This is a genomic window from Cytobacillus citreus, from assembly GCF_018343665.1.
Taxonomy (GTDB): domain Bacteria; phylum Bacillota; class Bacilli; order Bacillales; family Cytobacillaceae; genus Cytobacillus; species Cytobacillus citreus.
Map to the genome: position 1 here is coordinate 40368 of NZ_JAGYPM010000002.1, position 21233 is coordinate 61600.

The 21233-nt window shown below is 38.0% G+C and carries 20 protein-coding genes and 3 tRNA genes; 18 read left to right on the forward strand and 5 right to left on the reverse strand.

The window, feature by feature from the left end; genetic code table 11:
* Positions 1-309: 309 nt before the first annotated feature.
* The 13 genes from KHA94_RS06510 (at position 310) to KHA94_RS06570 (ending at position 11917) form a co-directional block, all read left to right on the forward strand.
* Positions 310-385, forward strand: a tRNA-Lys gene (locus KHA94_RS06510).
* A gap of 10 nt (positions 386-395) precedes the next feature.
* Positions 396-467, forward strand: a tRNA-Glu gene (locus tag KHA94_RS06515).
* Between the two features lie 148 nt (positions 468-615).
* Positions 616-688 (forward strand) — tRNA-Phe (locus KHA94_RS06520).
* 395 nt (positions 689-1083) lie between these two features.
* Entirely contained in the window at positions 1084-2559 is a 1476-nt protein-coding gene (locus tag KHA94_RS06525) for a peptidoglycan DD-metalloendopeptidase family protein (protein ID WP_213101359.1), read from the forward strand.
* Between the two features lie 567 nt (positions 2560-3126).
* Positions 3127-3837 (forward strand): response regulator YycF, encoded by a 711-nt coding sequence (gene yycF / locus KHA94_RS06530; RefSeq protein WP_213101360.1) that lies wholly within the window; start codon positions 3127-3129, stop codon positions 3835-3837.
* 9 nt (positions 3838-3846) lie between these two features.
* Positions 3847-5676 carry a cell wall metabolism sensor histidine kinase WalK gene (gene walK, locus KHA94_RS06535; protein WP_213101361.1) on the forward strand — a complete coding sequence of 610 codons (1830 nt, stop codon included), beginning with the start codon at positions 3847-3849 and terminating at the stop codon, positions 5674-5676.
* Positions 5673-6995, forward strand: a complete 1323-nt coding sequence (locus KHA94_RS06540) for a YycH family regulatory protein (RefSeq protein WP_213101362.1) — start codon at positions 5673-5675, stop codon at positions 6993-6995. Before walK ends, KHA94_RS06540 begins: the two co-directional genes overlap by 4 nt.
* On the forward strand, positions 6982-7785 hold the full coding sequence (locus KHA94_RS06545; protein ID WP_213101363.1) for a two-component system regulatory protein YycI: 804 nt from the start codon (positions 6982-6984) through the stop codon (positions 7783-7785). The genes KHA94_RS06540 and KHA94_RS06545 overlap by 14 nt, the downstream gene beginning before the upstream one ends.
* 6 nt (positions 7786-7791) lie before the next feature.
* Positions 7792-8586 (forward strand): MBL fold metallo-hydrolase, encoded by a 795-nt coding sequence (locus KHA94_RS06550; RefSeq protein WP_213101364.1) that lies wholly within the window; start codon positions 7792-7794, stop codon positions 8584-8586.
* 212 nt (positions 8587-8798) lie between these two features.
* Positions 8799-10025 carry a S1C family serine protease gene (locus KHA94_RS06555; RefSeq protein ID WP_213101365.1) on the forward strand — a complete coding sequence of 409 codons (1227 nt, stop codon included), beginning with the start codon at positions 8799-8801 and terminating at the stop codon, positions 10023-10025.
* Between the two features lie 231 nt (positions 10026-10256).
* Positions 10257-10436, forward strand: coding sequence for a CxxH/CxxC protein (locus KHA94_RS06560; RefSeq protein ID WP_420828147.1), 180 nt, complete (start codon positions 10257-10259; stop codon positions 10434-10436).
* A gap of 80 nt (positions 10437-10516) precedes the next feature.
* Complete coding sequence (gene rlmH / locus KHA94_RS06565) at positions 10517-10996, forward strand: 23S rRNA (pseudouridine(1915)-N(3))-methyltransferase RlmH (protein WP_213101366.1); 480 nt, start codon at positions 10517-10519, stop codon at positions 10994-10996.
* A gap of 279 nt (positions 10997-11275) precedes the next feature.
* Positions 11276-11917 (forward strand): SGNH/GDSL hydrolase family protein, encoded by a 642-nt coding sequence (locus KHA94_RS06570; protein ID WP_213101367.1) that lies wholly within the window; start codon positions 11276-11278, stop codon positions 11915-11917.
* Positions 11918-12396: 479 nt separating this feature from the next.
* Here KHA94_RS06570 and KHA94_RS06575 read toward each other — a convergent pair whose 3' ends face one another.
* Entirely contained in the window at positions 12397-13776 is a 1380-nt protein-coding gene (locus KHA94_RS06575; RefSeq protein WP_213101368.1) for a sensor histidine kinase, read from the reverse strand.
* A gap of 9 nt (positions 13777-13785) precedes the next feature.
* Complete coding sequence (locus KHA94_RS06580; RefSeq protein WP_213101369.1) at positions 13786-14496, reverse strand: response regulator transcription factor; 711 nt, start codon at positions 14494-14496, stop codon at positions 13786-13788.
* Positions 14497-14669: 173 nt separating this feature from the next.
* Here KHA94_RS06580 and KHA94_RS06585 point away from each other — a divergent pair, with 173 nt between their 5' ends.
* The 3 genes from KHA94_RS06585 to KHA94_RS06595 are packed head-to-tail and all read left to right on the forward strand — an operon-like array spanning position 14670 to position 17638.
* A complete protein-coding gene (locus KHA94_RS06585) occupies positions 14670-15437 on the forward strand; it encodes an ABC transporter ATP-binding protein (RefSeq protein WP_213101370.1) in 768 nt (255 codons plus the stop codon).
* The gene (locus KHA94_RS06590) at positions 15424-17259 is read left to right on the forward strand and encodes an FtsX-like permease family protein (RefSeq protein WP_213101371.1); all 1836 of its coding nucleotides are present in this window, start codon (positions 15424-15426) and stop codon (positions 17257-17259) included. Before KHA94_RS06585 ends, KHA94_RS06590 begins: the two co-directional genes overlap by 14 nt.
* A 25-nt stretch (positions 17260-17284) precedes the next feature.
* Positions 17285-17638, forward strand: a complete 354-nt coding sequence (locus KHA94_RS06595) for a YxeA family protein (protein WP_213101372.1) — start codon at positions 17285-17287, stop codon at positions 17636-17638.
* Between the two features lie 413 nt (positions 17639-18051).
* Here the strand turns inward: KHA94_RS06595 and KHA94_RS06600 are convergent, their stop codons facing one another.
* The 3 genes from KHA94_RS06600 to KHA94_RS06610 form a co-directional block, all read right to left on the reverse strand.
* Complete coding sequence (locus KHA94_RS06600; protein WP_213101373.1) at positions 18052-18744, reverse strand: LrgB family protein; 693 nt, start codon at positions 18742-18744, stop codon at positions 18052-18054.
* Positions 18714-19118 (reverse strand): CidA/LrgA family protein, encoded by a 405-nt coding sequence (locus KHA94_RS06605; RefSeq protein ID WP_213101374.1) that lies wholly within the window; start codon positions 19116-19118, stop codon positions 18714-18716. Before KHA94_RS06605 ends, KHA94_RS06600 begins: the two co-directional genes overlap by 31 nt.
* A 116-nt stretch (positions 19119-19234) precedes the next feature.
* Positions 19235-19888 (reverse strand): GntR family transcriptional regulator, encoded by a 654-nt coding sequence (locus KHA94_RS06610; protein ID WP_213101375.1) that lies wholly within the window; start codon positions 19886-19888, stop codon positions 19235-19237.
* 436 nt (positions 19889-20324) lie between these two features.
* On the opposite strand from KHA94_RS06610, the gene KHA94_RS06615 reads away from it, so the two are divergent.
* Both KHA94_RS06615 and KHA94_RS06620 read left to right on the forward strand, forming a co-directional pair.
* Complete coding sequence (locus tag KHA94_RS06615) at positions 20325-20651, forward strand: replication protein (RefSeq protein ID WP_213101376.1); 327 nt, start codon at positions 20325-20327, stop codon at positions 20649-20651.
* A gap of 214 nt (positions 20652-20865) precedes the next feature.
* Positions 20866-21180: a DnaD domain-containing protein gene (locus KHA94_RS06620; RefSeq protein ID WP_213101377.1), complete on the forward strand. Its 315-nt coding sequence runs from the start codon at positions 20866-20868 to the stop codon at positions 21178-21180.
* Positions 21181-21233: the final 53 nt, after the last annotated feature.

A 21233-nucleotide genomic window follows, 5' to 3' on the forward strand; every position in this document is an offset into this window, starting at 1 on the left:
AAATTATTTAATGGAAAATAAGAATACAAAGTCAAAAAAAACATTCAAATGAGAAGCCCTATTCTTATTGATTGTAATAAATTTATTTTTTTAAAAGGCATTGCACTCCTATATAACTCTATGATAATATAAAAAGCGTCGTCATAAAAGTATATGAGCCATTAGCTCAGTCGGTAGAGGATTGCGAAAGTTTACAGTCCGAAGCGATACATCCTCGAATAGTAAGCTGTAGCAATCTGCAACAAATCACAAAGAGATTTGGAGCACATTTCGACTACAGATAAAATAGAGGAAACAGTACTTTATACCGAGCCATTAGCTCAGTCGGTAGAGCATCTGACTTTTAATCAGAGGGTCGAAGGTTCGAGTCCTTCATGGCTCACCATGTTTTTTTAGGCCCGTTGGTCAAGCGGTTAAGACACCGCCCTTTCACGGCGGTAACACGGGTTCGAATCCCGTACGGGTCATGGAAAATGACAAATCAGCAGATTTTAAAAGATTGCAGTCCGAAGCAATGCTTCCCGAATAGCAAACTTTTAAAATCTGCGACAAATCGCGCAGAGATTTGGAACACAGTTCGACCACAATTTAGATTTAGGAAACTACATCATATACGGCTCAGTAGCTCAGTCGGTAGAGCAAAGGACTGAAAATCCTTGTGTCGGCGGTTCGATTCCGTCCTGAGCCATCAAAAAACGCAAACAAAAGGAGTATGATAACATTCATACTCCTTTTTGTTACACAAATGTAATATATCTCCTATTTTTTTACTGGCAGCTTTCTCTCTACAATACAATTTTCTCTACTATCTCCGCTTTAAGAAAATCCTCAAAAACCCAATAATATTAGGATTAATTTACTATTATTCTTCTTTTTTTCTACAAATAACAGCATTATTTTTTCATAAAAATGGTAATAAATTGTCATTAATTATACATTTTTGTTACATTATCAAGTTTACTAGTAAATTGGAATCGTTTTATGGTAGAGTATAAAAGTGTAAAATTTTTCTGGAAATAATTAATAGTTACATAGCACTATATGAAAGTGTATTTTGTTGCCTTAGTCTAGGAGGATGTAACAATGCAAGATTCGAATAAAAACTTTACGCAGATAAATAATCATACATATAAGAATATTAAAAATGCATTAAAAAAGACAGCAATTACGGCTATTGCTGTGGCTGGGATCACATTTACTGCTGGTGTTTCAGCTCATGCTAGTGCCGAAAAGCTAACAACTGTCTATTATGTTTATATAGATGACCAATATATAGGAACTGTTACTGATAAAAGCAAAATTGAAGACTTAATAGACAAAAAGGTAAAAGAAGAGGAATCTGTTTATAAGAATTTGAATCTATCATTGAATTCAGAAGTGTCTTTCGTACCAGAGCAAGTATTCCATGCTAACTCTGTGGCAAATAATTCACAAGTAGCCGAAGAGATTAAAAAGGAAATTAGTGTACAAGCAGATGCTTCTGCTCTAATCATTGATGGAAAACCGGTTGCCTATGTTGAAAATAAAGATAAGGCAAAGGAAGTTCTTGATCAGCTTAAATTAAAATATGTTTCAGAGGCTGATTTAAAAGCAGTGGAAGCAAAAAAAGCTTCTGATGCTGTTACATTACCACCGTTAAAAGAAAATGAAACTCGTATCTTAGACGTTCGACTATCTGAAGAAGTTTCAGTTTCTGATGAAAAAGTTGAACCAGCTAAAATTATGTCTGTTGAAAATGCGGTCAAGCTTCTCGAAAAAGGATCATTAGAAGAAGTTAAGTATAAGGTAAAAGAAGGGGATGTGCTTGGTGGAATTGCCAAAGCTCATAACTTAACTACGAAAGAGCTTCTAGCTATTAATCCTGGATTAACAGAAGAATCAACACTGCAAATTGACCAGGAACTGAATGTAACGGTTTTAAAACCATTTGTTCAAGTTATTATTGACAAGGAATACTATACAAAAGAAGTTATGCCATTTGAAAAAGAAGTAGAAGAAACTGAATCTATGTTCAAAGGCGATACAAAAGTTAAGCAAGAAGGGAAAGATGGGATGCGCGCAGCAACCTATCGCATATCTGAACAAAATGGAACAGTCATTACGAAGGAATTAGCAAAAGAAGAAGTTCTTCAACCACCAGTTAAACATATTATTCTAAAAGGGACGAAGGTTATTCCGTCTCGAGGTGAAGGCAACTTTATTTGGCCAACAGGTGGCGGATATGTTTCAAGTAATGTTGGATATCGTTGGGGAAGAATGCATAAAGGAATCGATATTGCAAGGCCGAGTGATCGTACAATCAAAGCAGCTGATAATGGGGTCGTTGTTTCAGCAGGCTATGATGGCAGCTTCGGAAATAAAATTGTAATCGACCATCAAAATGGCTACCGCACCATTTACGCTCATCTTTCATCGATTAGTGTGAATCCAGGCCAAGTCGTATCAAAGGGTTCTAAAATTGGGGTTATGGGATCTACTGGAAATTCAACAGGTGTCCACCTACACTTTGAGCTATATAAAAATGGAAGCTTACAAAATCCATTAGATTATATTCGCTAATTAAAATCTGTTAAAGTCTCTAGTTTCGGAACTAGAGACTTTTCTTGTTGAATAGGAAATAATAAAATTCGCTAACTGTTGATAACTTGAGATATAGTTTATCTACGTTCAGCTCCAGCACCTACCTCCGACGTACAGGACGTACTAGTGTCGACAATGCGACAGGATAAGGAAAGCTACGTTAGCGAAACATCGCACGACCAAAAGAGAAGCTTTTGGGAGGACGTCGCGCTTTTGTCGACCTCGAGGTCATAAGCCAGTCCGCCAAGAAGGTTAAAGAACAACCTTCCTGTCGGCCAGTCTTATGCTTGTCGGAGGTGAGCACAAAGGAAAGCTTCTTTGAATATTCATCTCAGGAACAATTTGTCCTTTAATTGTTCGAAGGCGCTTGCGCTTTTCTTATTCAAAGCAATCCCTAAATTTACCTTGACTTATCGAAGGTTCTTCCATGTAAAATAGATGAATTCATATTTATAACATGATAAAGTAAAATTGAGAACATACATTGAAAATACAAAATCTAATAGATCCAAAATAAAAATTGATATATTTAAAAAGGAGAACACTATGGAAAGAAAAATTCTAGTTGTAGATGATGAGAAACCAATTGCGGATATTCTGCAATTTAACTTAAAAAAAGAAGGCTTTGAAGTGTTCTGTTCGTACGATGGAAATGATGCGATAGAGAAGGTTGAAGAAATTAAGCCAGATTTGATTCTGCTTGATATTATGCTTCCGCAAAAGGACGGAATTGAGGTTTGCCGTGAAGTAAGGAAAAAATATGATATGCCGATCATTATGCTGACGGCAAAGGACTCAGAGATTGATAAAGTCATTGGACTAGAGCTTGGTGCTGATGATTATGTGACGAAGCCATTTAGCACGAGGGAGCTCATTGCTCGAATTAAGGCTAATTTAAGACGACACTCCCAAATTGCTGCAAATACAGCTGAAGAAGAGGAAACAAATGAAATTACGGTTGGCTCCTTGATCATTCATCCAGACGCCTATATTGTTTCGAAGCGTGGGGAATCGATTGAGCTTACTCATCGTGAGTTTGAACTGCTCCATTACTTGGCCAAGCATATTGGACAAGTGATGACACGGGAGCATCTGCTTCAAACCGTATGGGGCTACGATTATTACGGAGATGTTCGTACAGTCGATGTAACGGTTAGACGCCTCCGTGAAAAAATAGAGGATAACCCAAGTCATCCAACATGGATCGTCACGAGAAGGGGAGTTGGGTATTATTTGAGAAATCCTGAACAGGAGTAAGGACATTCAATGAAAAAAGTAGGTTTTTTTCGTTCGATTCACCTAAAATTTGTCATTATCTATGTGCTGCTTATTTTAATTGCTATGCAGATTATTGGTGTTTACTTTGTGAGGCAATTAGAATTTACGCTTAAAGATAATTTTAAGACAACTATCCAAGATCGGGTCAATTTGCTTGCTTATTATCTAGAGGAACAGATGATGAAGGTGCGAGTGCCAGATGAAGACGAGACTCTTGAGGATGACGTAAAAAAATTACTGAGGGATTATTATTCTGAGGATATCAACGAAGTTCAAGTAATTGATGCCGATACGTTAAAAATTCTTGGAACCTCAGACCCTGATAATCAAGGCATCGTAGGTCAACGAACGACGGAAAATTTAGTACGGATGACGATTGCTACAGCTCAGCCAGTAACGGAGGACTTTATCGACCCTAATACGGGCAATAGAATTTGGGTTCTTGTCACACCCATTAAGATAGATGGGGAAGTGAAGGGTGCGATTTATCTCGATGCAAAAATTGAAAATGTATATGATCAATTGAAGCAAATTAATAATATTTTCATTTCTGGAACAGCGATCGCCCTTACCATTACAGCTATTTTAGGTGTTCTTCTTGCTCAAACCATTACTCGTCCGATGTCAGATATGAGAAGGCAAGCCCTTGCAATGGCAAAGGGGAATTTCTCAAGAAAGGTTAAAGTGTACGGAAATGATGAAATTGGTCAATTAGCGATGACCTTTAATAATTTAACGAAGAAATTGCAGGAGGCACAGGCGACAACGGAAGGGGAGCGACGCAAGCTTTCATCTGTACTTTCGCACATGACAGATGGTGTGATTGCAACAGATCGTAAAGGCAGGGTTATTCTGATCAATGAGCCGGCTGCTGAAATGCTGAATGTTTCACGTGAAACAGTATTGTCAACACCGATTGTGTCTCTGCTTGGCCTTGAAGAGGATTACACGTTTGAAGAATTGCTCTCTGAACGGGACTCCGTTATTTTAGATTTCAGCAATCCAGCAAACACGTTGATATTACGAGCAAATGTATCTGTGATTCAAAAGGAAACTGGATTTGTTAATGGACTCATTACAATCCTCCATGACATAACTGAGCAGGAAAAAATTGATATGGAGCGACGGGAATTTGTTGCGAATGTTTCCCATGAGCTAAGAACGCCATTAACCACAATGAGAAGCTATTTAGAGGCTCTTGCAGAAGGAGCATGGCAGGATGATGAGATTGCTCCAAAATTTCTAGATGTTACTCAAACTGAAACCGAGCGGATGATTCGTCTTGTCAATGATCTGCTCCAGCTTTCGAACATGGATAGTAAGGATTACAAGCTTAATAAAGAATGGATCGATATTATTTCTTTCTATAATCGAATTATTGACCGCTTTGAGCTATCAAAACAACAGAATGTAACATTTGAGCGCAAGCTTCCTGTTCATTCAGCATTCGTTGAAATAGATGGGGACAAGCTTACTCAAGTTATTGATAATATTATTTCGAATGCCTTGAAGTACTCTCCAGAAGGCGGCAAAATTACGTTCCGTCTTGAAGAGAAGAATGATATCGTCGTTATCAGTGTCTCTGACCAAGGAGTAGGGATACCGAAAAACAATATTAATAAAATCTTTGAGCGTTTTTACCGAGTGGATAAAGCAAGAACGAGGAAGCTGGGCGGTACTGGTCTTGGGCTTGCCATCTCTAAGGAAATGGTGGAAGCACATGGCGGTGAAATATGGGCAACGAGCAAGGAAGGAAAAGGGACGACCATTTCTTTCAGCCTGCCTTACCTTCGGACTGAAGAGGATGATTGGGAATGACTTATGAAAATATTAAATCACTCATATTAGTCATTTTAGTAGGCTTTAGTGTGCTTTTAACATGGAGCATTTGGACGTACCAGCCAAATTATGAAATTATGGAAAAAGCAAAAACGGTTCAGGAAGTAGAAATTAGTGCGCCGAAAGATGCAAAAGAAATTATTAAACCGGATCGGATTTATTACCATTACGATAAAGACAGGCATTATGGGACGATCGATCCAAATGAAATAGAAAAAGTAATGGCAGAGATTAGCAGATGGGATTTTTCTGATTTTGTCAATATCTCAAGTCAAATAAAAAATTATTCATCTTTCATCCATAATCCTGGGAATGCGGTTATTCTATTTCCTGATTCGATTCCAACTGAATTTTTTCGAACAATTATTAATACGAAGGAAAAAAAGATCCCTGAATTCTATTTCGATCGAATTGTCATCGATTTAGAAGAAGTACAGAAGGATCATGGCTTTGTCTATTTTGTTTCTACAGAAAATGAGGAAGTCTACAGAAGCCATGTATCAGCATCGTTCGTGCATAACTTTAGAAATAGCTTCTTTAAAAATGCCGAATACAGTCTGAAATATGCGAAGTATTTCCCTTATAAGACGGGAAATGATCGAATTCTATTCTTGCCTGTGGAAGAAACGAAAATGCAGCGATATCAATATTTATCAACACCTTTAGATTCTGAGAAATTTATGAATGCCTTATTTAAAAATCCAAGTGTCGTTCAGAAAAATCATCCAACCTCTGGGGAAGAATATACGAACGGATCAAGCCTAATGCGTGTGAATGATGATGAAAGCACGCTTCAGTATATTAATCCTGTTGAAAACAATGAGAGTTCTTTTATTTCTAATAATCTTTTAAAAAGAAGCATTGATTTCATTAATGAGCATGGCGGCTGGACAGATAATTACCGGTTTGTATCCATGGATGAATTGAATCATCAAGTGCTTTTCCGCCTTTATGACGACAAAGGGTATCCCGTTTTTAGCGAGGAAAGCGGTATTTCTGAAATAAGCCAAACATGGGGTCAAAATGAAATCTATAAGTATTTCCGCAGTAATTTTTCTATCGGTTCAAGGGTGGAAGCGTCAGAAATGACATTAAGCTCTGGGGAGGAAGTCATACAGTTTTTGGAATCGGAAGGATATAACATGGATAACTTAGAGGATCTCGTACTGGGATACACCATGGAAAAAAATGCAAGGATCCTGTACTTGGAGCCTTCCTGGTATTATCGATACAATCATACATGGAGTAAATTATCGATGAATGAAATAGAAGGAGGGCCTAACCATGGATTGGAGTAGGATCAAAACTATTTTCATCTTAACCTTCCTTGTGCTTGATATTTATTTAATGTATGAGTTCTTTACATTGAAGGATTCAAGTCAGTATGAATATATAACGGAAACATCCTTAGAAAAGAAGCTTCAGGCTGCCGAGATTGAGTATAAAGAGCTTCCGAAAAACCATACGAAAGATATGTATTTAAGTGCGAAACCGAAGAATTTTAATAATGAACTAATCGAGTCATTAGAGAAAACAAAGTTAAAAGGCCAGGATCTTGAAGTGAGCACGGACAATGCCTTAAAGTCTATACTTGATAAGCCGTATGACCTCAAAGATAAGTTTGAAGTGGCAGATGTCAATTCCTTTGTCAAAAATAATGTTTTGAATGGCGATCAATATCGTTTTTGGAAGAAGGAAGGAAGTACTATTTACTATTACCAGCAATTTAACGATAAGGTTTTTTACCATAATAATAACGGTCAATTGGCCATCTACTTGACTGAAGAAAATGATATTGCGTCCTATCGGCAAACGATGCTTGAGGATATTGAAGAGATTTCTAAAGAAGAGAAGATTATTCAACCTTTAAAGGCAATTGAAGCATTGTATGAAAATAATTCTCTGGAGCCTAAGAGCAAAATTACAAAGGTTGAGCTAGGGTATTTTACTTTTGATCAAACGAGCACGACACAGGTTTTGACACCTGCATGGCGTTTTGTTATTGAAGATAAAGAGGACTTATTTGTCAATGCCTTCGAGGGGCAAGTTTTCCAATTAAACACCGAAGATAAAAATATAGTGGAGTGAGAGAATATGTCTTTACAATTCAGCGTTCTCGCGAGCGGAAGTACGGGGAATGCCATCTTTGTCGAGACGGAGGACCATTCATTTTTGGTTGATGCGGGATTGAGCGGAAAGCAAATGGAAGCTTTATTTCAAAAGATTGATCGAGATATGGGGAAACTCTCCGGATTATTAGTGACACACGAGCATAGCGACCATATTAAAGGAGTCGGGGTGCTAGCCCGCAAGTATAAATTGCCAGTCTACGCAAATGAGAAGACATGGAAGGCAATGGACAGTTTAATTGGACAAGTCCCTGTGGAACAGAAATTTACCTTTGAGATGGAGACAGTGAAAGCATTTGGCTCTTTAGAAATTGAATCCTTCGGTGTATCACATGATGCTGCAGATCCGATGTTCTATGTCTTTCATCACCAAGGCAAGAAGCTTGTCTTAATTACCGATACAGGCTATGTCAGTGATCGGATGAAGGGACTGATTTCTAACGCGGATGCTTATGTGTTTGAAAGCAATCATGATGTTCAGATGCTCAGAATGGGACGTTACCCATGGAGCATTAAGAGAAGAATTTTAAGTGATGTTGGCCATGTGTCCAATGAGGATGCAGCAATTGCGATGGGCGAAGTGGCTGGAGATCGGACGAAGCGAATTTACTTAGCTCATTTAAGCCAAGATAATAATATGAAGGATTTAGCGAGAATGTCTGTATCGCAAACACTCGAAAGCAGAGGAATTATTGTGGGAGAGCAGTTTGAATTGTATGATACAGATCCGAAGATTCCGACTGCATTAACAGCAATCTAGGATTAGAGTAAGGATGAGAAGTCTATAGGGTACATGGGCAGAAATTTGATTTTTTTATTGGATCAATTTCTGAATGCGTGCCTATAGGCTTTTTTTAGTAGATTTTTAATAGATTCTTTAAAATGATTGATTATAATATTGAATTAGGAGGAAGAATAAGTCTTAGCACTTATTTCTTACACAGTAAAGAATGAAGAAAGGAATGGTCCAGTATGGGTTACTATGATCAAGAAGATTATGAAAACAGTAATAAGAAGCAAAAGGGAAATAAGGGCGGTTATTTTTTGGCGAGCCTTGTTGGGGCAATTCTAGGTGCCATTCTTGTCATTATTGCCATCCCGATAATTTCAGGTTCTGATGTTTTTCCATTTTCCGCGCAGCCGGATGAACAGGTGCAGGAAAACGCCGATAATAAAGGCAATATTCCTACACAAAATGTATCCTTGAATGTAGTATCTGATGTAACAAAAGCGGTGGATAAAGCAGGAGATGCTGTTGTTGGAATAACCAATATTCAAACGACCAGCTTCTGGGGAGAAGGCGGAAGTGTGAATGAACCGGCTGGGACTGGATCAGGCGTGATTTATAAAAAGGCTGGTAACAAAGCGTATGTTGTGACAAATCATCATGTGATTGAGAAGGCTAACAAGCTCGAGGTTACTCTCGCAGATGGGACTAAGGTGCCCGCTGAGCTTAGAGGCAGTGATATATGGACGGACCTTGCCGTTCTTGAAATTGATGAAAAAAATGTGAAAAAAGTTGCTGAGTTTGGTAACTCTGATGCTTTAAAGCCTGGCGAGCCAGTTATTGCAATTGGAAATCCTCTTGGCCAGACCTTCTCAGGCTCTGTTACACAAGGAATTATTTCCGGAGTTGAGCGTACAATCCCTGTAGATATTAATGAAGATGGAGTTGCGGACTGGAATGCAGACGTATTGCAAACAGATGCTGCGATCAATCCAGGAAATAGTGGAGGAGCTTTAGTCAATATTAAAGGACAAGTTATCGGCATTAACTCGATGAAAATTGCTCAGCAAGCGGTAGAAGGCATTGGTTTGGCCATTCCGATTAATTCTGCTCAGCCGATCATCAATGATTTAGAGAAATTCGGAGAAGTGAAAAGACCTTATATGGGCGTAGAATTAGTATCAGTGAATGAGATTTCTAGGTATCATCAGCTTGAAACCTTAAAATTGCCAAGTGATGTCAATTATGGTGTGGCACTAAGAAGGGTTGTTCCAAACGCACCAGCTGCTCAAGCAGGATTGAAGGAGCTTGATGTCATCGTTGAAATGGATGGAGAAAAAATCAATGATGTTGTCGATCTTAGAAAGCTTCTCTATAATAAAAAGAAAATTGGCGACCAATTAGAGATAAAATATTACCGTGGTGGAAAGCTTCATAAGACAACCTTGAAGCTTAGAGAAGAGACGTTTTAATTAAATTGTTTTGCGGGGCAGGAAAGCGAAAAAATTGCTTTCCTGTTTTTTTAACGCCAAGTTTCTCTAATAGGGAAAAAGACGGATATTAACATTGTGCATAACATTGGATAGGGGTCGACACTTTCGATTTAGGTTCTGTTTTGTTAAGATGTAGTGTGGATAAGTGAAAAGAATAAAATTAATAGAAATTATCCACAATTCGAATAATGAGAATAGGTGTATTTGTATATGAAAGGATGGAAGAAAATGATTTATAGTTGTGAGGAACACATTGATATAGCAATAGATACAGTCGTTGACGAGCACGAAACCTTCCCGATTTTAACCAAGATTTCAGAGGGGGAAAAGTTATCAACAACCTGTGAATATTGTCGAAATTCAGCAGTATATCTTGTGGCGAACGAATGATCCCACACAATATGTGGATAGAAAATGTGGATATGTGTATAACTTATGTGGATATCTTGTTTGTAAAGTGAGGATTACGTGTGAATATCTCGATTATTACCGTTGGAAAACTAAAAGAAAAATATTTAAAGCAAGGAATAGACGAATATTTAAAGAGACTTTCGGCCTATGCCAAAATGGACATCATCGAGGTTCCAGATGAAAAAGCGCCAGAAGAACTAAGCGAATCCGAAATGCTGAAAGTCAAACAAAAGGAAGGCGAACGCATCTTAGCAAAAATCAACCCAGATGCCCACGTCATTGCCCTTGCGATTGATGGGAAAATGAAATCATCAGAAGAGCTTGCTGATGGAATAGATAAGCTAGCCACTTACGGGAAAAGTAAAGTAGCGTTTGTGATTGGTGGATCGCTTGGGTTGAGTGAGGAAGTGTTGAAGCGAGCGGATGAGAAATTAAGCTTTTCGAAGATGACATTTCCGCATCAGTTGATGAGGTTGGTTTTGGTGGAGCAGGTTTATCGTGCGTTTAGGATTATTAGGGGGGAACCGTACCATAAGTAAATGAGGTTTTTTTATTTTCATTGAACAATAGCCCTAATTCCTTTTGGAAGTAGGGCTATAATAATTTTTAGGAGGAATGAAAATTGAATTTTTATGGATAACAATAATTAATTACAACTACCATTCCTAATAAATAGTCTAAAATAAGTGCCTGTCGCCACCCGCATTTTGTCGAATGCATCGATATTACTCGGGGAGTGACAGGCACTGCTCTTATAGTTCCGAATCGTAACTGATTTGAATACTATAAGAATAAAAATTTACCACTTGGGGTGGAATATGGATTTCAATCTATTACGTTATCTTGCGATAGGCGATTCCCTTACTGATGGTATCGGCGTTCCTTTTTTGGACCCAGGATTTGTTGAATATTACAGAGGCCTAAGTCAGCGAATTTTAAAAAAGCCTATTCTTTATCAAAAATACGCGAGGTCAGGTGCAACGACGGGGGATGTTTTTATGATGCTCCATTCCCCTTTTGTAATGGAATCTGTAAATTGTGCAAATATCATCACGATAACGGCTGGAGGAGATGACTTAATAAACGCTGCTAAAGGATTGATTATAAATGGAAAAGAAGCGAATATATCTCATGTTATTAAACAAACCCAGAATAATTACTCAAAAATAGTAGAAAGAATTCATCATCTAGACAAACAAGACAAGTACATTTTACGGTTAACGAATTTATATACTCCGTTTCCCGATATTCCTATAGCAGATGAAGCAATTAAAGCGTTTAATTCAATGATTAACAGTTTTGGTCGGGAAACGAATGTTAAAGTAGCTGATATCTATAGTGCATTTAAGGGGAATGAAGAAGCTCTATTATCAAAAGGAGGGGTCCACCCTAATAGTGAGGGGTATTATCAAATGGCATTAGCTTTAAGTAGGCTCGGATATTCCCCATTTAAAGGTTAAAGGGTATTATAGAAACTTTCAATTCAAAAAAACCTCATCTATATACTCTAAACTGAACCGTATCATAAGTAAAATGAGGTCATTAATATTTAATTATTTAAGGAGTACTTTTTACATAGAAAGGAGCTCACTTTTAGTAAACTAAATAAATAAGATTTTAAAACAAGGATTATAAAAAGTATTGAGCTTTATCTATTGAAAGATATTTGGTATTGTATAATTTTCTCTCAATTGATGAAGCTGTTGATAGTTAACCTTTTACTTAAGGATGAAATAATTTCTCCTGAAGAGTGTTAATTGCACAAATAGCTTTTTTGGCTATAGATGAATTGCCGGCTTATTAAAGCAGACTGAATCAAATAGAATCCTGCCGGAGATGTAACAATGGTGAGACGCCGCAGCAAGATGTCTCGCCTGTCACACGCTCAAAAGCGAGGTGTATTCAGCCTGCTGATTAACTAGCTGCAAATAGAGACTTTTTATTCATTCAACTGAATCTCCACAGTTGTCCCAATGCCAATCTTGCTTGTTAAGCTTACTTTCCCGCCATGTGCCTCGATAATATCTCTTGAAATGGCCATGCCGAGACCTGTGCCGCGAATGTTGCCAGTATTTGTGCCCCGATAGTAGCGTTCGAAGATTTGTTCCAGGTCATCTGCTGGTATGCCTTTTCCGTTATCTTCAATCGTTAGGTTGTCTGTATTGATGCGAATCGTTACGGCAATGTTTTCGTCATTATGGATAAGCGCATTGTATATGAAATTTAAAATCGCGCGTTTCATGAGATGACGGTCGATATTCCACTTCAAATCCGGTGAATCACTAATGAAGGAAATCTCGTATTGCCCAAATTGCGGATCATTTAATAAATCAATGACAATTTCGCGCACAAAACTTTCCAGTCGTGTTTCCTGCAAGGTGAGGGGCATTTCCTGATTGCGGAGACGCATCGTTAAATTAAAATCATCAAGCAGGTCTTTCATATAAATTGATTGACGTTCAATGACTTCGGAGTATTCCAAACGCTCCAATTGCGATACGTCTTGATCACGAAGTAATTCTGCATATCCTCGTATCGAAGCTAGCGGCGTTTTTAAATCATGAGAGACATTGCTGATCCATTCATCACGCATCTTTTCCAATTTTAGACGTTCTTCTTCATGTGCCTGCAGTGTTTGCGATACATCATTTAAATTTGAAAAAACAGGCTTGTAAATACCGGGCTTTTTCGTTTCTTGTACGGTAAAATTCCGTTTTTTGAGCTGCGAAATCCGGTCAATGATATTGGAGACAGGCTTTGTTAGAACGGTACTAAATAATAAACCAACGAGCATGGCAATGAATAAATCGACGATTACAATTGCTAACAAAGACATGGTCGCATAGGAAAAAACAGTTTTAGGATCCATCATGAATACGACGCGTTCTTCTTTCGAATCAGGGACACCAATCAAATAGCTGTATGATTCAAATTCTCCAATGAAATAAGTATTTAATTCATCGTCCATATATTTATATTTGTGGATGAGTTCAATTGGGCTATAATGTGTTGAAAGATCTTCCGGTGCAAGATAAGAAGATTGAACCTGTCCGTTCTGATCTAAAATCTGTATCCATCCTCCGAATACCCGTAGTGCTTCAATGCCTTCTTCGGAAACAACAGGCTCTCCATTTTCAAGCGATATATACTTGTCAAATCCGCGTGTAAAGGTTTCGCCTGAGTTCTCGGTCACTTCATCGATTCCGTGTTTCTGCTGATAAAAAAGCATGCCAATTAAAATAAATGTATTAAGGAAGATAACGATAAAGACAATGCTCAGCACCGAAATCAAGTAGCGGATTGTTAATTTCCATTTCACCTCAATCACCTATTTCACGATAAATCTATAGCCAAGCCCTTTGACTGTTGTAATGAAGGCTGGCTTTGAGGGGGTTTCTTCAATTTTTTCACGGAGCCTTCTAATATGAACCATCAATGTATTGTCTGCCCCATAAAAATCCTCTCCCCAAACTCTTTCAAACAGTGTTTCTTTGCTGATGATCCGGTTTGGGTTGTGCATAAAGCACGCCAATAAGCCGACCTCTTTTGCCGTTAGTTCAAGAAGCTCACCATTTTTCGTTACTTCCGTTTCGTCATGATTGATTGTAAACGGACCGACTGTCATCGCTTTGTTCGCATTTGTCTGCACAGACATTTCCATCGTATATACGCCTGCACGCCTAAGCTGAGCTTTTACACGAAATGCCACTTCTTTTGGACTAAATGGTTTTGTTATATAATCGTCGCCGCCAATCGCCAGTCCCAAAATTTTATCGATTTCATCAGATTTAGCAGATAAAAATAACACAGGAATTCGTGAAACCTCGCGGATTTTATTGCATAAATCATAGCCCTCGCCATCTGGCAGCATGATATCTAATACGGCGATATCCGGGTTGAACGAATTAAATTTCTCCCAGCCCTCTTGAACAGAACCCGCCATTTCAACCTCTGAAAATCCTTCCTTCGCAAGCGCAGTTTTTATTAAATGACATAAGTCGCTCTCATCATCCACGATCAAAATACGCGGCTTTTCCAACGCTGGCACGTCCTTCCTTTTTAAAAATGGAGCCTGTCTTTCTTTTTACAGTATAAACAAATCAATTTGAGCTAATGAAGCTATTTTAGCATTTAAGGATTTTGTAAGGTAGCCGTGAATTTAGCGTAAGGTTTGCCCGGTATAGTTAAGACATAAGAAAGAGGTGCATATGGATGGAACCATTATTAGTAGTACGAAATGTAGAAAAAATTTACGGAAATAGCGCAAATACCTTTAAGGCGCTTGAAAATATATCATTTGAGATTGACCATGGAGAATTTGTAGGTGTCATGGGGCCTTCAGGAGCAGGTAAATCAACATTGCTTAATGTGCTTGCAACAATCGATTCACCGACAAATGGAGATATTTTAATCAGTAAAGACAATATTGCCAAGATGAAGGAAGAGGCGCTTGCAGATTTTCGCCGGGATCACCTTGGATTTATATTCCAGGATTATAACCTGCTGGACTCATTAACTGTACGTGAAAATATTCTTCTTCCGCTAGCAATTGCAAAGAAACCGGCTGCTGAGATTCAAGAGCGTGTAGACATAATTGCCAGTACATTCGGCATTTCAAATTTACTCGACAAATACCCATACCAAATCTCTGGCGGTCAAAAGCAGCGTACAGCTGCGAGCCGTGCGCTCGTCTCTAATCCAAAGCTTATTTTTGCTGATGAACCTACAGGGGCATTGGATTCGAAATCAGCTACTGACTTGCTGGAGAGTTTAAGCAAATTGAATGTTGAGCATGAAACAACAATTATGATGGTGACGCATGATGCATACGCTGCAAGCTTCTGCCGTAGAATTTTATTTATCAAGGATGGCCACTTGTCGAAGGAAATATTCCGCGGAACAAAAACACGCAAGGAATTTTTCCAAATGATATTAGATGAACTGGCACAAATAGGCGGTGACGTGCATGACGTTATTTGATTTAGCTCTGAAGAATATTCGCCGTAACATGAAAAGCTATTCACTTTATATCGGTTCGACCATTTTTTCAATTATTATTTACTTCACTTTCGTGACTTTGAAATATAGTGAGGACATTAGTGCATTAGCAGAAACATCAAAACAGATCAGCGGCATCATGAGCGCTTCCGCCTTCATATTAATGATATTTGTGGCGATTTTCATTGCTTATTCCAATTCTTTCTTTATGAAAAAAAGGAAAAAGGAAGTCGCACTTTATTCGCTTCTAGGTGTGCGCAAACGTTCGATCGGCTTTATGCTGTTTTTTGAAAACATGGTCATCGGGCTACTTTCACTAGTAGTTGGTGTTGCGCTTGGCTTTTTATTGTCGCGCGCATTGCTGACTATTTTAATGAAATTGATGGGGCTAGATATCGTGATAGGATTCGCATTTTCAATGGATGCAGTTACCAATACATTGATTGTATTTTTCATCATTTTCTTATTTACCTCAATGCAAGGATATCGTGTCATTTATCAATTTAAGCTAATCGATTTATTTCATGCTGAGAAAAAAGGAGAGGAATTGCCAAAGGCACGCATAATATCAGCTATTTTAGGTGTGGTCACTTTGGCAGCGGCTTACTGGCTGGCATTGCAGGATTTAACGACTTCATCAATTTGGCGCATGCTCAGTTTGGCGATGCCAATCGTCATTATTGCCTTAACAGTCATTGGCTCTGCACTAATATTTAATAGCGTGCTTGTCTATGTGTTATCAGTCATGAAAAGAAATAAGCGCTGGGCTTGGAAGGGGCTTAACTTAATGACTTCCTCGCAACTGCTGTACCGCATTAGGGGCAATGCGAAAACTTTAACGATCATTGCCACTTTGAGTGCGACGACCATTACAGCAGGCGGAGCCGTATTTGGGCTTTACTATAATGCAGATAAAAATGTACAAGCCTATACACCATATACATTTATGTGGGAAGGCGCTCCGCAGGAAATTAATCCAAGTATAGTAGAGCACGCTGAAACTATTCATAGCAAGACGGTTCGGATTGAACAAGGCACGTATGAAATGGAATATGCAGTCATTAATCAATCAACATTTGAAAAATTGACGAGAAACCTAGATTGGTCAAATATACAAGTAGCAAAAGATGGGGAAGTGTTATTGATTGATGCATTTTATGATGAACGCTGGTCGCAAAAAATAGACTCAGTCATGATTGATGGTGCGGAATACGCGGTGGCGAAATTATATGACAAAGCTGTATTCAATACATTCACGGTTGGTGCAAGTGCCCTCGTTGTCACAGATCAGCTATACAGTGAAATCACTGCAAATGAAAAAACATACCAAGCTGTGCAAGTAAAGGATTATAAAAACCAATTGGCATTATCAGAGGAATTAGCAGCTAAAACCGAAAACTTCTCGAGTGCAACTGAAGAATATAAGGGTTCAATTGAAGCATCTGGTGCGCTGTTATTCGTCGGCAGCTTTTTAGGACTCGTTTTTCTCGTAGCAACCGGCAGCATCATTTTCTTTAAAATGATGACGGAAGCAGAAGAAGATAAAGGCAAATACGCCGTGCTATATAAAATTGGTGTATCAAAACGAGAAATGAAGCGGACAATCCGCAGTCAAGTGGGGATGATATTTGCGGCGCCGCTAGGATTGGGCCTTCTTCACGGAGCGGTGGCATTAACAGCCTTCTCCAATTTATTGATGATGAATTTGCTCATGCCGGTGCTTATATGGATGCTTGCTTATACTTTAATTTACACCATTTATTATTTAATCACAGTACGAGGCTTTAACAAAACAGTTCATTAAGGTGATATGATATGGAGGGTTAAATATGAAAAATGCTTTAGCGATACTTGGCGTGTTATTAGTAGGTGCCATTGTTATTTTTGCAACAGTGGATTTTAATAGATTTGGGAAAGATAAAGCGTATGTGCAAATTACGGACGCAGTTTCAGTGGAGGAAACAAAACTAGATTCAGGCGAAATTATGAAGCGGTACTGGTATAAGCTGCCTGCATATAACGAAAATGGCGATATGATAGAAGTTGAATTTTCTGGAGCAAAGGAACTGCGCAAAGATGCATATTTAATGCTGTATATAAAGGACGGTAATGAAGTCACTTCTTATGATGAAGTGCAGCTAAATGATATTCCGAAAAAAGCAAAAGAGAAGTTGGAAGGATAAGCGAAAAGCCCCTGAGCAGCCATTCGTGCGCAAAGGGGCTTAGGTCCAAAACTTCATTGAGTATGCTATCGGAAAGCAAGTTTTAATTTGAGAGCGAGTAAAAGAACGCCCGCCTAACTTCATATGAAGAAGTATAGGCGTTTTTTTATCTATTATAACGCAGGGACCTCATTTAGATACATCACGGAGAACCGTACCATAAGTAAATGAGGTTTTTACAAAGGAAATTATGAAGTGATTGCTAAAGCAATGAAAGTCTATTTAAGTAGGACTTTTAGCAGCAATTTTAGGCTGAGTACATTTCTGCTAGATAAAAAGTCCAATTTCCAAAGAGGAAATTGGACTTTTCTATAGTCGGGTGATTAGGGTTCTACATGCATACGTAAACAATATTTTATTCGTGAAGAGGTTTCTTAAATTTGAAATAGCCACACAACGATTGGGCCTATAAAGGAGCCAATGATTGCACATAATGCCATTGTAACAGAACTCATTGAAAAGGTTAGTTCGCTATATTCAGCTGCCTTAGAAGTCCCTATAGCATGTGATGTGCTACCAAGAGCGATCCCTCTGCCAATGGGGCTATGAATTCGCATCAATTTAAAGATAGTAGGAGCAGCTATTACACCAAAGATTCCTGCAATCATAACACCGACAATTGCCATTGAGGCATTTCCACCCAATCCTCTAGCTACTTCAATCGCAACAGGAGTAGTGAGAGATTTAGGGATAATGGAAAGAATTAACGTATGATTGATCCCGAAGATTTTAGCCAGGAGGCCAACACTGACCATTCCAGAAATGGTACCAACCAAAACCCCTCCTAATATGGTGAATAAGTGATTTATTATAAAATGACGTTGTTTATACAAAGGGTAAGCAAGTGCTACAACGGATGGACCTAAAAGGGAACTAATCCATTGCCCGCCAATCATATAGCTTTTATAAGGAATATGAAACACTAAAAGGATCATGATAATAAAAGCTGTCGCAGTTAAAACAGGAGTTAAATACGGATAAGAATACCGTTTATAAATTCTAGTCATCACAAAATAAGTAACGACAGTTAATAAAATCATGCAGAATGCGAGGAGAATTTGCTGCATTCTTTATCATCCTTTCTTTTTTGTGCTTTTTTCTCAAAAAATTGACCTACCTTTCCTGCTATTGCAATGGAAATGATGGTACTTAATAGTACGGCTAAAACGAGCAATGCACCTTGAAAAGACAGTAATGAAGGATAGTTCATGATACCAACTGTTGTTGGGATAAAAAATAACATTAATATACTTAACAAAAAACCTGCTCCGTTTTCAATCCACTTTACTGGAACTATTTTTAAACATAAACAAATAAAAAGTAATATGAGTGCTATGATACTACCCGGAATGACCAGGTGGAAAAAGTTATGAATAACGGTTCCAATAAAGGAAAAGATGTATAGAATAAAAATTTGTAAAAAAATGATGAGAATTTTCATGTTGTGTTGTCCCTCATTTTGGAAACAACTTCCCTTCTTTCTTATAAAAATGGACATTATCGTAAATCGAATAAAAGATGTGAATTTGTAGATTATTACCTTTTCAACCTTTCCATTCACTCCTTAAGACTCTCTAATATTGTGCTATACGTGTTATCAATATGGTTTAAAACAGCATTTGTTGTTTGGTGTATATTCCTTGCTTTTAGTCCCTCAATAATTAGTTTATGCTCGTAATAAACCTCATCTAAACTTATTCCGGCCTTTAATGCAGCGAATCCATACCAATTAAAATGATCGGTAAGGTTTTGGATTAATTGATACAGTCGAAGATTTTGACTTAACTCCGCTAAAAACAAGTGAAAGGAAGAATCATGATACACAAACTTTAAAGGTTCTTTCTTGATATCAGAAAGTTGTTTATCCACTTTCTCAATCTTTTCAATTGTTTCGTTATCAAGAAGAGGAATTAGTAGTTCAATAACCAAAACTTCATTAGCCTTCCGTAGTTGGAAAACGTCATCAACATCTTGTCTATTTATGGTTTTAACAAAGATACCTTTTCTTGGTACAGATTGAATCCACCCTTCTACTTCTAGCTGTTGCAAAGCTAATTTTAATGGGGTCCGGCTAATTCCAAGGATTTCACTAAGTGAACGTTCATTTAACATGGAACCAGGTTCGACTTTGTGTTGAATAATTCCTTTCTTAATTTCTTTATAAGCATGATCTTTAAATAATTGGGGTTGTTCTGCCTTTAGGAAAGTCATCCATTTTCATCCTTTATCATAATATTATTAAATCTTAAGGGATTATAATTATTTTCTAAGAAAAGAGGAAAAGAATTATGGTATGTGGTATACCAGATACCAATTAAAATAATATATCATTTGTTTCGTCTTTTTACAACTTTGCTAAAGGTTAGAAGAGTGTAAGTGGCTGAGTTTAAAGAAATTGATAAAATAGTGATATTCTTTTTAGAAGATTTATAAACATAAACCTCATTTAGAGATCTTGCGGTGAACCGTATCATAAATAAAAACGGTTTTGTTTACATACGAATGATTATAAATCCCTACAAAAAACGAATCAGGGCCTCGGCTCTGATTTTTTTTTATGAATATAACCTGTCCTTTTTTCGACCCAATCCATATATATGAGGTGAATCGTTTATTTGAAAGAGTCTCGGAGAAAGGGAGAGAAGCGATGGCAAAGTATCGTGTGGTTTACACTCAATTTTGGGATGATCCGAGGGTTGTGGAGGAAATGACACCGGAGGATAAGTATGTGTTTCATTATTTGTTAACGAATAAAAATACGAAGCAAATCGGGATCTACACCATCACGAAGAAGCAAATGGCTTTTGATACAGGGTATTCGCAAGAGACCATTCAAAGTATCTTAGAGCGCTTGATCAATAAGCACCAACTTGTGAAATATAACCTGGATACACGGGAAATCCGATTAAAAATTGGGGGAAATTCAATTTTATTCGCAAGCGGAAAACCGGTGGAAGATTGCATGAAAAAGTGAGTTAGAAAAGGTAAAAGACTTACAGCTCATTCGATATGTTGGAGAACATATTCGAAACGAAAGGGTGCGGAAACTATATGAGTCCTATGCTGATTCTCCCTTTGAATGGTCTAAAGACAGGCCAGATGGTCAACCCATTAGTGACGGTTTAGACGATACGTCCACGATACGGAGGCAAAAAGAAAAACAACTACTAAATCGTAGGTGTGGTCAGGTGTTTGATTTTTACCAACACAATTTTGGAGTACTTTCGCCATTTATCGCAGAGGAGATTGGTGATTCCATAGACGAATTTGGGGAACCTCTTGTGATGGAGGCTATGAAAATATCTTTATCTGTAGGCAAACGAAATTGGCGGTATACATATGGGATTTTGAAAAAATGTCGTGAGGAACAGGTAAAAACACTAGAAGATGTATGGGCGATGGAGAAGGAGTTTGAACAGCGGAAAAAGGCTCCAGCCATGACGGAAACGTGTCCCAATGTACCAGGCATTTATCAGCATAATCCGTCAGAGGTGGAGGCTTGACATGACCGTCGAAAAAGCGCTGCTTGGCTGTATGCTGAAAGAGAATTTTTACA